This window comes from Xanthobacter sp. NM-25 (assembly GCF_022138605.1).
GTDB lineage: Bacteria > Pseudomonadota > Alphaproteobacteria > Rhizobiales > Xanthobacteraceae > Xanthobacter.
This window is the reverse complement of sequence record NZ_JACBFS010000010.1, coordinates 69,796-82,412: the sequence shown is the minus strand read 5'-3', so window position 1 is coordinate 82,412 and position 12,617 is coordinate 69,796. Positions and strand designations below refer to the sequence as shown.

10 protein-coding genes and 1 tRNA gene are annotated in these 12,617 nt (G+C 59.3%); 8 read left to right on the top strand and 3 right to left on the bottom strand.

The genetic code is table 11. The features are described 5' to 3' along the window. The first annotated feature begins 513 nt into the window (after positions 1 to 513). From MEU52_RS21115 to MEU52_RS21080, 8 genes are all read left to right on the top strand, one after another. Positions 514 to 590 (top strand) — tRNA-Arg (locus MEU52_RS21115). Between the two features lie 655 nt (positions 591 to 1,245). After that, complete coding sequence (locus MEU52_RS21110; protein ID WP_238123793.1) at positions 1,246 to 2,448, top strand: SIR2 family NAD-dependent protein deacylase; 1,203 nt, start codon at positions 1,246 to 1,248, stop codon at positions 2,446 to 2,448. Beyond that, a complete protein-coding gene (locus MEU52_RS21105) occupies positions 2,435 to 4,339 on the top strand; it encodes an ATP-binding protein (protein ID WP_238123794.1) in 1,905 nt (634 codons plus the stop codon). The genes MEU52_RS21110 and MEU52_RS21105 overlap by 14 nt, the downstream gene beginning before the upstream one ends. A 5-nt stretch (positions 4,340 to 4,344) precedes the next feature. Next, positions 4,345 to 4,563: a KTSC domain-containing protein gene (locus MEU52_RS21100; protein ID WP_238123795.1), complete on the top strand. Its 219-nt coding sequence runs from the start codon at positions 4,345 to 4,347 to the stop codon at positions 4,561 to 4,563. 1 nt (position 4,564) lies between these two features. Further along, a complete protein-coding gene (locus tag MEU52_RS21095; RefSeq protein ID WP_238123796.1) occupies positions 4,565 to 5,602 on the top strand; it encodes a hypothetical protein in 1,038 nt (345 codons plus the stop codon). 134 nt (positions 5,603 to 5,736) lie between these two features. Continuing rightward, complete coding sequence (locus tag MEU52_RS21090; RefSeq protein ID WP_238123797.1) at positions 5,737 to 6,369, top strand: tyrosine-type recombinase/integrase; 633 nt, start codon at positions 5,737 to 5,739, stop codon at positions 6,367 to 6,369. Positions 6,370 to 6,798: 429 nt separating this feature from the next. Further along, positions 6,799 to 7,011 carry a hypothetical protein gene (locus tag MEU52_RS21085; protein ID WP_238123798.1) on the top strand — a complete coding sequence of 71 codons (213 nt, stop codon included), beginning with the start codon at positions 6,799 to 6,801 and terminating at the stop codon, positions 7,009 to 7,011. Positions 7,012 to 7,156: 145 nt separating this feature from the next. Next, positions 7,157 to 9,115 carry a B12-binding domain-containing radical SAM protein gene (locus MEU52_RS21080; protein WP_238125026.1) on the top strand — a complete coding sequence of 653 codons (1,959 nt, stop codon included), beginning with the start codon at positions 7,157 to 7,159 and terminating at the stop codon, positions 9,113 to 9,115. Here MEU52_RS21080 and MEU52_RS21075 read toward each other — a convergent pair. From MEU52_RS21075 to MEU52_RS21065, 3 genes are read right to left on the bottom strand one after another with little or no spacing between them, the layout of a single operon-like run. Beyond that, entirely contained in the window at positions 9,052 to 9,870 is an 819-nt protein-coding gene (locus MEU52_RS21075; protein WP_238123799.1) for a class I SAM-dependent methyltransferase, read from the bottom strand. The two genes, MEU52_RS21080 and MEU52_RS21075, sit on opposite strands and share 64 nt — an antisense overlap. 2 nt (positions 9,871 to 9,872) lie before the next feature. Next, the gene (locus MEU52_RS21070; protein ID WP_238123800.1) at positions 9,873 to 10,898 is read right to left on the bottom strand and encodes a HesA/MoeB/ThiF family protein; all 1,026 of its coding nucleotides are present in this window, start codon (positions 10,896 to 10,898) and stop codon (positions 9,873 to 9,875) included. Continuing rightward, positions 10,873 to 11,226, bottom strand: a complete 354-nt coding sequence (locus MEU52_RS21065; RefSeq protein WP_238123801.1) for a hypothetical protein — start codon at positions 11,224 to 11,226, stop codon at positions 10,873 to 10,875. Before MEU52_RS21065 ends, MEU52_RS21070 begins: the two co-directional genes overlap by 26 nt. Between the last annotated feature and the right edge of the window lie 1,391 nt (positions 11,227 to 12,617).

Genomic DNA, 12,617 nt, shown 5'->3' with positions numbered 1-12,617 from the left:
GCGCGGCGCCCCGCCATTGCGCCCGGAGCGCTCCAGCAGCGCGCGGCCACGCTCCGCGATGGAGGTGAGCAGGTCGCCGAAAAAGGAGGTGTTCGCACTCATCTCGTCGCCTCTGGTGCCGGGGGCGGCGCTGGCAGGACGGGCGGCGCCGCATCCACCCGGACCCCATGGGACCGCGCCGGCGGCGCCTTGGCAAGACGAACACCGCATCACTTTCGGCGTAGCGGGGGAGGGGTGTGCCGGCGTGGCGCCGGCCCGGGTTGACGGGAATGTGTGAAACCTCTCCAGCCCTGTTGCCCGACGCGAACGCATGGACTAAGAAGGCACCTGCTGGCCCTGCGCCAACGCACCCGTAGCTCAGCTGGATAGAGCGCCGCCCTCCGAAGGCGCGTGTCAAGCCAGCCGATGCGCAAAGTGTGAAGAAAAGAGTTTTTGAATTCAATGGCTTGTGAGGGTTGGCTCGTGGAGCTTAACTTTCGCAGGAAATCCGAGTAAGCACTGCGTAAGCAGCAGGCACCCGTAGCTCAGCTGGATAGAGCGCCGCCCTCCGAAGGCGGAGGCCACACGTTCGAATCGTGTCGGGTGCACCATTTCAACTAATAGTTGTCTTGACGGTTGGGTGGGGGCGCCCGTTTTTGTCCCCGCGCTGAAAGCTGATTGGCCGCCTTGGCAGGGTTGTAAAGCGGCCCTTACTGCATACGAATCCCGTCTTCTCCAAAATTCGACAGTGTATGAGACGCTCGGCTTGGCGCCCCTGGCTCCCTCGGCCTCTGGCGTGCCACGAGGTCGGTAGCCCCCTATGCCTCGCTGCGGTGATCAGGTCTTCCTTACAAGCACCGGGAGCTTCCGTCTTTCATCCCGCCGCCCAGCTCTCGCCTCCACTTCTCGCTCCCTGGTTGCTAATCTGAACGCTCTCTGTGACGGATGCGTCGTGCAAAGGAGGGCGCTATCCCGCCGCTCTGAATGACAGGCACAGCACCCGCAGCAGGGGCTCCCCTCTCCGCTTCCAACGGGATTGTACTTCAGGATTTGTCGAACCCTAACGATCGGGCCGAAGGGAGTAGCCCTGTTTGCAAGGGCAAAGATGACCCATAGCTGCCCCTTGCTGCCACGTCCGCTTTGCGCCCCAAAGCAGTCATTTGCTCATCGTAACTCTCCGGGGCCGCGACTTGTCCAGCCTGTTCGGGTAGAAGATTATGGACCAATGATTCCGGACCAGGGAGGGAATTCTGGTTAGGGGGTGAGATGCATAAACATGATCCGGTTCGACAGATCAGCTTCATTCAGCAGGCGCTGTCGCAGAACCGTAAACCGATCGGCTTCTTCCTCGGCGCGGGCTGCCCGCTGTCGATCCGTGTCAATGAGCGCGAGGAGGATGGGAAGACTGTCACCGACCCGCTGATATGGGACGTGGCTGGACTGACGAAGGTGATTGCCAAGACCCTGTCCAGCGGGGACCCCGCGAACCCCAAGAGCTGGGACAAGATCGTTCAGATCGTGAAGGAGGATGGCGGCAACAGCGGCAATATTGAACTGATCCTCAGCCGCATCCGCGTATTCGCGAGCGTCGCCGGCATCGGAAATGTGCGAGGCCTCACGGCAGCAGAGCTCGAAGTGCTCGATTCCGAGGTCTGTAAGGTGATCTCCAAGGAGGTCACTCGTACGCTTCCGAAAAAGGACAGCCCTTATCACAATCTTGCAATCTGGAGTCGCTCGATCCGTCGTGAGCGGCCCGTCCATTTCTTTACGACCAATTACGACCTGCTGATGGAGCAAGCTCTCGAGGAAAGCTCGGCGCCCTATTTCGACGGCTTCATCGGTGCCCGGAAGGCTTTCTTCGACCTCGGCGCCGTTGAGGACGAGGGCTTGCTGCCGCCGCGGTGGGCCCGGCTGTGGAAAATCCATGGCTCGCTCAACTGGCGCCTGGAGAATGAGACGGTCGTCGTTCGAACCGATGAGAAGACCGATAAGCAGAGCTATCTAATCTATCCGTCGCATCTCAAATATGACCAGAGCCGCAAGATGCCCTATCTCGCGATGCTCGATCGACTTAAGGCCTTCATGCTCGCGCCGTCGTCGCTGCTCTTCATCTGTGGCTATTCCTTCGCAGACGAGCATATCAACGACGTCATACGCCGTAGTCTCGAGGCGAACCCGACCGCGCATGTTTTTGCCTTTGTTTATGGTGACCTAGAGACAGATAGCTACAAGCTAGCGCGCCAGTGTGCGCTAGCGACCCCGAATCTGAGCCTGTTGGGTTTCGACAAGGCTATCATTGGCCGCACACCGGGTGACTGGACAGGCGACGGCGCGGATGACCTTGTACTGCCGCCCAGCATCCTCGTGAAAGATGGCGACAAGGTCACCGTGCGGCTAGGCGACTTTGCTGCGCTCGGCGCGCTGTTGCGTGGTCTCTCCGGCGACGGGATGAGCGATGATCCAGCCTGATGTAGCCAGCCGGGCAACAGTTATCGGCACTGTCCAAGACGTCAGCGGCACGTCGGTCAGCGTCACCTTGACGTCGGACCGCTTCTCGGGCCTGAGCTTTGTCCACGGTCAGGGCCATAAAATCGGCCAGATCGGTAGCTTTGTTAAAATTCCGATCGGCTATGTCGACCTCTATGGGATCGTGTCGCAGGTAGGCGCCAGTGCGGTTCCCGAGAAGGCCGCGCTTTCGATGCCCAACGGGCTGCGCTGGATGACAGTTCAACTGATCGGCGAAGGCTACAGGACAGGCCGGTTCCAGCGCGGCATCTCGCAATATCCGACCTTCGAGGACGAGGTCCATCTCGTCTCTGAGGCAGATCTCCAGGCGATCTATGGGCGGTCGGGCAAGCAGAACCATCTGGTCCGGGTCGGTCATGTTGCAGGCAGCGAGTCGATTGACGCACTTGTCGACGTCAACAAACTCGTGACGCGCCACAGCGCGGTCGTTGGGACGACCGGCTCAGGCAAGTCGACGACAGTCGCTGGGCTGTTGAACGTCCTGTCGGATGAAAGGCGCTTCCCGTCGGCGCGGATCGTCGTGCTCGATCTCCACGGCGAATATGGCAAGGCACTCGGCGACCGAGCGAATATCTTCAAGATCAGCCCGAATGCCCGCAACGCCAATGAGCATCGGCTGTGCATCCCTTTCTGGGCGCTTAGCTTCGATGAGCTCATTCGGGTGACGTTTGGAAGCCTCCCGCCCGATGGAAAAGCACGCAACATCATCCTCGAGCAGATACTCGAGGCCAAGATCGCAACCCTAACGGCGCAGCCGGTCGCCGGTGTCGATTCAGCCAACATCACCGCCGATAGCCCGGTGCCTTTCTCGCTCAACAAACTCTGGCATGACCTCTATTGCCGGGAGTTCGGAACCTATCTCAGCGCCGGTGGCGCAAACCCATCAGATCAGGCGACTTGGGCCTACGAAGGCGATCCTATGGGCGCGAAGATCGTGGGGGATGCGCAGGCCGGGGTCCCACCGCGCTTTCGCAAGGTCAAGAATGTCGCCTCTGATCCGGAGAAGATCAATTGGCTTCCGGACGTCCTCAACATCCGCGGGCCACTTGAGGCGCTCGGCGCCCGGCTTCGCGTCGCGCGCTACGACTTCCTGCTGAAGGCCGGCGATTGGCATCCCGAGCTCGACGGCACGACGACCAAGACGCTCGCCGACCTCGTCGGTCAATGGCTCGGCAGTGACAAACCGGTCACGATCCTCGACCTGTCAGGCATTCCCTCGACGGTCACGAACGATATCATCGGCAGCATCTTGCGCGTCCTGTACGATGGTCTCTTCTGGGCGCGGAACCTCTCGGAGGGTGGACGCGAACGCCCGCTGTTGGTCGTGATGGAGGAAGCGCACAGCTATCTTGGCGACAATGGCAGCAGCGCCGCCTCAATCGCGACCCAGCGCATCGTCAAGGAAGGGCGCAAATATGGGATCGGCGCGATGATCGTCAGCCAGCGCCCGGCCGAGATCAATCCCACGATCCTGTCACAATGCGGAACCTTCTTTGCGATGCGCCTGAGCAACGCCACCGATCGCTCACATGTGACCAGCGCGCTCTCCGACAACCTTGAAGGTTTGACCAGCATGTTGCCAGTGCTGCGCACCGGCGAGGCTATCATTCTCGGCGAAGCGGTGAGGCTTCCGATGCGGACAATGATCCAAGCGCCGCCTCGCGATCGTCGCCCCGACAGTCAGGATCCGCTGATCTGTGACGAAGCCGCGCCCGAGGATTCGATGACGCCAGGCGGTTGGAACCTGAAAATGCACATCGCCACGGACTATCAATATTTTGTCGAGACCTGGCTCCAGCAGAACCCGGTCCCCACACCGATCAAGAAGGAATAACACATATGGCCTGGCAAGAATTCGCCCCCTTCACCTCGTCAAACATCGCCGCAATCCGCTACGATGAAAAACAGCTGCTGCTCGAGGTCGAGTTTCTCAACAGCACCCGCTATCATTATTACGATGTGCCGCCGCAGATTGCGCAGGCCTTCGATCAGGCCGAATCGAAGGGGACATTCCTCGCGTCGACCATCAAAGGTCACTATCGCTACAGCCGGGTCTAATATGCCACTTGTCAGCCTTGACCAGAAAAATAGTCGCGTTCAGTTTGGTGCCTTCGAGGTCGACAACAAGGTCCTGTTCGAGTTTTTCAACAAGGTTCCTGCTATCGATCGCGACGAACAGCTTCACAAGGCGCTTTATATCGGTGTCTTGGCTCTCATGGAGGACCGGCTCTCGAGCTTCCTCTCGCGGACAGCGAACGAACTCGGGACTGAGCTCGAAAGTCTGAAGCTCATCTTCGATATGAAGAAGGAGCTTTTCTACCGGTCGGCGGTGAAGGGCGTGCTCGCCGAGGCCGACATCGCCGACTTCTTGTCGGAGTTTTTTAATCGCCAGAAGCTCGCCGACCGTATCGAGCTGACCGGCGACCGTGCCGGCGCAATCCGTCGAAACAAGACGGGCGACATTGTTTGCCATCTTGCTGGCGACAGCGGCAAACGGATCGCGATCGAATGCAAGTTCGACAAGAGCATCCGCCTCGGTGACATCCAGACCAAGGATGTCTTCACCAAAAAAGCGGATACGGCCTGGAGCCAGCTACTTGAAGCGCAGGCCAATCGCGAGGGGCAGGCCGGAATTATCGTCTTCGACGCCTCGCTCGTCGACAACAGTATACTCGCCACCGTCCAGGACCTGAAATTCCTCCCCGGTATCGGGCTGATCGCGATTATCGATTCCCAGAAGGGCGATTATCGCAACCTCGCCATCGCTTACATGCTAGCGCGCGACATCGCCCTCAACGCGAAGACGCTCGAGCTCGACACCGACGTCCTTAAGATCATCGTGAACCGGCTGATCAAGGATGCGCGCGACATGGCGCTGGTGAAGCATCTCGTCAACGCCAATATCGACAATATGAAGCAGATCCTCGTACAGATCGAGAAAGGCATCCTTCTTGCTGAATTCAATCAGCGCTACCTCATCAAGTTTCTCGCCGAAGGGACCCTCACGAAGGACGACATGCTCGCTTTCTATGCGGGAGAAGAGGTTAGGGAGCGTTTCCGGCTTGTCGAACGCGAGATTAGCGACCTTTGCTCATGAGATGGTGAAATGTCGCCCCTGCAGTCGCCTTCATCGAGGTTTGCGCTTTAAACCTACCAGTCCGGAAACGGCCCCTCTGCGGTAGGTTCCCTCGACGTTTCTCCCTTGGCCAATCAAGGCCAGGGAGAACTCACATGGGCCATTCTCAATTTGACGATGCCAGCCGCGAGCGTGCAGCTTGGAATGCCGGAAAGCTGGTCGGCACCAAGCGCCCTCTCACTCAGAAACAGATCTGGGCAATTCGATTCTTCCTCGATCGCGAAAGACGCATTCGTGACCGTGCGCTGTTCGATCTGGCCATCGACAGCAAGCTTCGCGGCTGCGACCTGGTCAAGATCAAGATCCGTGATGTGGTCGCCGGTCCGGGGATTAGGACTCGCGCGATCGTCGTCCAGCAGAAGACGGGGCGGCCCGTCCAGTTCGAGATCACCAGCGACGTGAGAGCGAGCCTGCTGGTTTGGCTGGAACGGCGCGGCGGCACCGTTGAGGACTATGCCTTTCCGAGCCGCATCGATCACGCGCACCACATGAGCACAAGGCAGTATGCTCGCTTAGTGGACGAGTGGGTAACCGCGATCGGCCTGCGCCAAGAGGAGTATGGCACTCACTCGCTCCGTCGCACGAAGGCGTCCATGATCTACAAGGCGACGGGCAACATCCGCGCCATCCAGATCTTGCTCGGTCACTCCAAGATTGAGAACACGGTCCGATATCTTGGTGTCGACGTGGAGGACGCACTGCTGTTGGCAGAGCGGACGGAAATCTGAAGATGGGCGGTCATCCGAGGCAGCGCGGATGACCGCTTTGACCCGCAGGATACGTTGCCTGCCTGTCGGTCTTGGGGTGGAAACCCGTCGGGCAGTTTTCTCGCCGGTGACTAAGAAAGTGGACATTCACTCAACGGGTGAACTTGGCCGCTTCTTCCCCGTCGGCTGCCGGGAAGAAGCGTCATAGATGCGCACGGCCGCATGACCGTGTCGACCGGCAGCCTGGGAGGTTCTGGATGGGGCCGGTTCCGCCCTCCCCAGAGGCGCCATCTTATCGGCTATGCTCAAGCGAATCCAGGAGGTCTCCGGATCAGCCTGCCTCTAGCGACTTCGCGTGCGTCCCGCTCCGCAGTATCGGATGTTAAAGCGCGTTGCCTCTAGCTTGCCGTTGAGTTAATCTGTTGCGGTTGAAGGAACGGGAGGCGCGCCATGGCTGAAGACAATCGCTCGGGCCAGAGCATTGGACAATATTCAGTTAAGCTCGAGGAGGATGGCGGCAAGTCCGTCTCTAAGCAAAGTGGCTCGAAGAAGAAGGCGATTATGTTTGTCCCCGAGGGCGCTGATGTGAAGGATTACCTCGATATTGAGGTTGTCGCCCTCGATGCAGCTACCTTCGAGGCGATGGGGCCTCGCCGCTGCTGACAGTTGACTGATGTCAACTGATCACCACCACAGTAGCCTGGGGATCGGCCACCCCGATGTTTGCGGTTGCGGTAGATCCGGATATCGTCGCTCTGTCACACTTGTACGTCCATTCATCAATGTTGAGCGGAACTCGCCCTTTTTCTTGCCGGTCGGCCTGTTGAGCGTGGCTGCGGCCGTTCGAGCGGCAGGCCACAGCGTCCGAATTATCGACTTTGAGTTTGAACACCGGATTGGTTGTGGTTTCGCGCCTGACGAACCTGTGTCAACGTTCGTCAATCGGATCGCCGAACATCCGGCCTCGGTAGTCGGCATTACCGTGCTTGCGGACACGCTTCCAACGGCGCTAGCTATTGGCCGATATCTGAAGCGTGTGCGGCCGGAGGTACGGGTCGTACTGGGCGGGCCGGGAATACATGGGACCGCGAGAGCGGTCGCGGCGCGGTTTGCAGAATGCGTTGATTATCTTTGCATAGCCGATGGCGAGAGCGCACTCCTCGCCCTCCTTGAGAGCGATCTCGATCTACTTGGGGACGTGCCGGGCATGCTCACGGTTGGGAGTGGGACCAAGGTCCAATCCGCGCCGAGCGTCCGTATCGACGCGCTGCCCTTCCCGGCCTACGACCTCGTCGATGTGCCGGCCTACCTTGCCATCGCCAGCCCGCGCATTTTCGATCTGCACGTGGGCTCGGGGTGCACATACAAGTGCTCTTTCTGTACAACAGCGCCATTCTGGAAGCATGTCTTTAGCGCTCGTTCGCCCGGAACCATTCTCGCTGAGATGGAACGGCTATCACAGGCCTATGGCATCAGCGATTTCAACATCATCCACGATAACTTTGTGAATGACAGGCGCTACATCGATGCGTTCGTCGCCTATTTTGCGGAGAACAACACGCGTTTTTCTTGGGGGTGCGCCGTTCGCCCCGACAACGTACCGCTTGACTTGATGAAGCGAATGCGGACTGCAGGCTGTCGTTTCCTCTTCTGTGGCACGGACGCAGGAGACGCAGCGATCCTGCGAGACATGCGCAAGATGACCTCGAGCGCCAAGTCGTACCGTTTTTTTCGCGACGCGCGAGAGGCCGACTTGGTTTTCGAGACGAACACGATCATCGGCTATCCTAATGAGGACGATGACGCCCTCGAGGCGGCGCTAAAAATCGTCTTCGACGCCATCGCGCACGGAGGATACACAGCCGACGTCAGCGTCTTGCAGCCGTTGCCAGGCGCCCCTGTAACGATGGCTCATCGCGACCGCATCGAACCGACCTTCGGGAGCCTCCAAACGTACCTCCCCGTTGAGGCTCGCGACCTCATCACCGAGCACGGTGACGTGTTCACAGGCTTCGGCTTTATACGTCAGGCCAACATGCCGTATGAATACTATACTCGCTTGGCAGAACTCATACGCTATTTCACCCGCCACTTCTTCCGCTCAATCTACTTCCTTAAAGAGATTATGGGGGTTCCGTATCGTGTCGCCCTGGAGGGCGTCGCAGGGGAGATTTCGCCTTCTCGCTACGGTGAACGTCTCAGCCGCTTCGCTGAAGACGTGGGAGCATCGCAAGATGAGCTGGCGGCTTTTCGGAGTGTCTACTGCTTCGAAGCAGGAATCGAAGCCGTAAAGGGCGTGGATGTTGTCGCTGAAATCAGCAACGTATATGCACGGCCGACCCAAAATCCCGAGACAGCGCGCGTCGTCGTCGTCGACATCGACCATGAGGTCCATCTAATGTTTGCCGCGCTTCCCCGAATTGAGACTGCGGTGCGGAATCCTGTCAGCTATTTATTTCGGCGCGAGGGCGGAGATGTTGCCTCAATTCGCCTTAAGGATTGGCAGCGCGAGCTTTGGCAGACACTGGGTAATTCGCTGGCTCCACCTCAGGCGGAGGGGTTGCTCTCCAACGAATGGGCTTCTCGACTGGCGGCGCGGACTGGGGCGAGCTTTCACTCTGCGTACTCCGCGGTCGCCGCCACACTTCAATTGTTCAGTGCGGAGTCACTGAAGCAGACTAGATGCGACAGCAAACCTTGTGATCAATCGCGCCGAGCTTGGAGCGAGAATGACAAGGGTAGCTGCGGTTTATCCGCGGGTATATGAAACGCACCTTCGTCCTCCCGCTCCTCAAGCCAGTCCCAGTATTTGAAGCTCGAAATAAACGGCCATTCGTGCAGGAACTCGATCCGGAGCCCGGCTTGCGCAAAACCTGTGACAATGTCGCCGAGCGTCCACTGCCACTCATAGCTTCGCTTCGTCCCTTCACCGGAAAGGCCAACGTAATCGAGGCCGACGGACGAGGTGGGCTCCACGTCGTGAAAATAGTTTAGGTCACCGCTAGCGGGGTTATAGGCTGTCGGATCGAGTTCTAGCATGAATGGCAGCAGGCTATGTTCTTCGTAGACGTAGACCCTGCCGCCCGGGGCGAGCAACCGGGCGACAATTCGAGCGAACTCGGCGAAGTCGTCAAGCCAGTAGAGTGCGCCCTTGCCGACGTAGACGATGTCAAAGTGCTCGTCGAGCGCGAGATCGTAGACGTCAGATCGAATAAAGCGAACGGGCAGGCCTAGGACTGCAGCCGCACTGCGCGCTGCAGCGATTGCTTCGTCAGCGATATCAACCCCCGTGCAGCGAGCGCCGAGGCGCGCTAGCGAAAGGGTATCATGACCGCAATTGCACAGGAGGTGGATCAAACGGCGTCCCCGCACGTCGCCGAGTTCCTCGCGTTCGACGCGCGCGAGGCTGCAACCGCCTTGGAGAACACGACCCAGCGGGTTGTTCGGGTTGCGGAGATGGAGCGTCGTCGCCTCGTTCCACGCCGCACGGTTCTTTTCCCTGTATTTTGCAAGATTGTTCACGACTAATCTTCTCCCTCTGCGCATGCGGGCGTTCGCGAGATCGCTGTCTGTCGAAGGTCGATCCAAACGCTGTGGCCCAAAGAGAAAGGGACGCCACCCGCCAAGTATTCGATGATGTCACGAGCCATCAACGCACCGAGTATCGTGTTGAGCGGAGCAAAGGAGACCGGCTGCAGGGGCTCCTCGACAGCGCCCAACGCCGCAGCTCGAGCCCTCGCAAGCCTCTGCAAGCGGAGGTAGTCTGGAGCGCCGCCAGGCGGAACCAGCGGCCCATATCGTCCGTCCAGAAAGCCGCAGCCGCCACCGAGGAAAGGCACATTCCGAGATCCGCAGTACTCGGCCACAGCTTCCAACACCTCACACGCGGGGTGGTCTGCGGTGTTGACGAAAAACGCGATGGGCAGCGATAGTTCAAGATCTTCAAGGTTGTTGGCGCGATCGACCGAATAACTCCGTGTCTCTACCCTCGCGTCCGGCAGGCGCGTATGCACGTAGTCAGCTGCTGCATCCACTTTCGCGCGCCCGACATCGCATTTGGCAAAGGTGAATTGACGGTTTAGGTTCTTGGTCTCGACGACATCTGGGTCGATCAGTGTAAACCGCCCAACTCCTGCACCAACGAGATGCTGCAGCACTACGGTTCCCGTACCTCCAACGCCGAGGATTACCACGTGCGCATCGAGCAGCGCCCCTTGAGCTGCACGCGGGTCAAGCCCGATACCTGCGAAATATGAAAAGTTCGCCGCAAATGGCTCACCGTTCCACGGGTTCGTTTCCTCGGGTACTACAAACCCCAGTCGTGTCAGCGCGTGAACCATCTCTGCACATTCCGAGTCTTCTGCCGCCGCAGCTTCGATTTCTGCGCGGGTAAGACCTTTCCGGATGGACAAGGCGAGTTCGGCGCAGCGGGGCGAGCAGTCCGGAAACTTGAGAATGACATCACTGCTGAACAGGACATCTGCACCGGATCGTGCCAGGATGACGTGGTCGGCTAGCTTTAGTCTATCTGGTCGCTGCACTTGCTTCATCCTGTTCGTTGTTTTCGTTCCTGAACCTAAGATTCTTGTAGTCAAAATTGGCGAGATGCGGGAGATCGAAGCCGACTATCCGCGAGTTCATAAGCCAGTGGTGACGAAGATTGACGAGAGGTATCACCGGAACCTCCTCATCTAGTAGGTCTACGAGTGCAGCCAAGCATTCGTTCGCGCCGCCCGCCGCGCCGTAAAAATAGTCTGCGGCGAGTTTCGCCACCTGTATTCTTTTGTCCGGCGAGCCCACCCGGGCGAGCATCACCATTGCAGCCTCGAGCTCGGCGATCGGGTCGGGGAAAGATGGGTAGCGTAGCTCGAGGCGCATGTCGGCACCGCTTCCCGCAGGCGATCCGAATGGAACCGATTCGAGCGCAACGACGAGGTCAAGCGTTTCTGCCCAACACCTCTGCAGAAACTCCGCGACTATCCGGTTTGGATAATAGTCGTAGAACGCAAGGCGGACCGGAGATTGCCCGTCCTGCAGTGAGCGAACGGTCCGCTGAGACGCCGTTCGAGGCCTCAAACGCGCGCCAGGTGGCCGCGTTGTGGCTAGGACGCTTTGGCGGGAGGTCGCTCCGCCGCAAAGCGCAGCTGAAAGAGCGTTCCTGTCTAGCGCGGCCGAGAGCTGGGCTCGAACGTCGCGCCGCAGCAAGGCTGGATCAAGCGCTGCTCCGAACTCAACCTGCATCCAGATAGGCGCGGGTCCGGAATGGAATTCGGAGCGTCCGGACCACTCGGCCAACGATGACAGTGGGAACATGGTGCTGCAGGTGACGTCTACCGCGCCGCGAAGGAAACGGTCAGGCACGCCGCTCACATCTCGCCGGAGAACGAACTCAAGGTGCGGTCGCTCTGAGGCGCCGGGAGAGCAAGGGTTGGGGGCGAATCGGAGCCACGATTGATAGAAGTCTACGTGTTCGAGGACGTACGGCCCCAAGCTTGGCGCGCAGGAATCCCAGAGATGACCCCAGCCCGGCCCCAGTTCATCCGCACAGAGGAGCGCGGGAAGGTGGCGAACCGGCCGCCTCGTGTCGATTGCCAAAGTATCACCGCGACCCTCGATAACATCCATCCATTGCAGATGATGGGCCCAATATGGGTGCTTGGCTTGGGCTTGGCGAAGCCGTTCGGCAATATCTCCCGCGCCGAGCGCACGTCCGTCCGACCAGCGAAAGTGGGGACCGACCCGGAACCGGTGCCGTAGGCCGCCTTTTGTTGAAGTACCATCCACCAGGACGCCAGGAAGCGCAGCCTTTCGGAGATCGTCGAACCGTAGCAATGGCTCAAGCGCTGCCGCCCCGACGTATCTCCCAATGTAGTCGAGCGCGCCAGGGTGATGGAGCCCGAGCGGCATTTCGTCGATTTCCAAGCGGACTATGCGCTCCATGGGGCCCGGTAGTCGGGGCTCGTTTGAAACGGCGACTCGTGGTCGATCCAATTCGAACCTAGAGTCGAGGCCGCATGTGCCCTTAGGAGTACGGAATACAATCTCATCCGCCAATAATAGCACCTTCCTTCAGCAGCGGAACTTCCGAGTGCGGATCAGGTGATCGCGGGTTCAGGACGGAGCCTTGTTCAAAGTTGAGCAACAGTCGTGGATGCTGTCTGCCACTTGCCTTGCGCGACCGCGCGACCGCGAGCCATTTGCAACGTCCGCTTTCGGGTCACGCCTTTCGGATGCTGAACGGCTGTGATGGGGTCGGGAGCAGAACGACA

What these genes read in the sequence shown, in the direction of transcription:
- MEU52_RS21105 (WP_238123794.1), top strand. Translation starts at nt 2,435, where the DNA reads ATGATCCAGCCTGATGTAGCCAGCCGGGCAACAGTTATCGGCACTGTC.
- MEU52_RS21100 (WP_238123795.1), top strand. Translation starts at nt 4,345, where the DNA reads ATGGCCTGGCAAGAATTCGCCCCCTTCACCTCGTCAAACATCGCCGCA.
- MEU52_RS21110 (WP_238123793.1), top strand. Translation starts at nt 1,246, where the DNA reads ATGCATAAACATGATCCGGTTCGACAGATCAGCTTCATTCAGCAGGCG.
- MEU52_RS21085 (WP_238123798.1), top strand. Translation starts at nt 6,799, where the DNA reads ATGGCTGAAGACAATCGCTCGGGCCAGAGCATTGGACAATATTCAGTT.
- MEU52_RS21065 (WP_238123801.1), bottom strand. Translation starts at nt 11,226, where the DNA reads ATGCGCCTCGAGCTACGCTACCCATCTTTCCCCGACCCGATCGCCGAG.
- MEU52_RS21070 (WP_238123800.1), bottom strand. Translation starts at nt 10,898, where the DNA reads ATGAAGCAAGTGCAGCGACCAGATAGACTAAAGCTAGCCGACCACGTC.
- MEU52_RS21090 (WP_238123797.1), top strand. Translation starts at nt 5,737, where the DNA reads ATGGGCCATTCTCAATTTGACGATGCCAGCCGCGAGCGTGCAGCTTGG.
- MEU52_RS21095 (WP_238123796.1), top strand. Translation starts at nt 4,565, where the DNA reads ATGCCACTTGTCAGCCTTGACCAGAAAAATAGTCGCGTTCAGTTTGGT.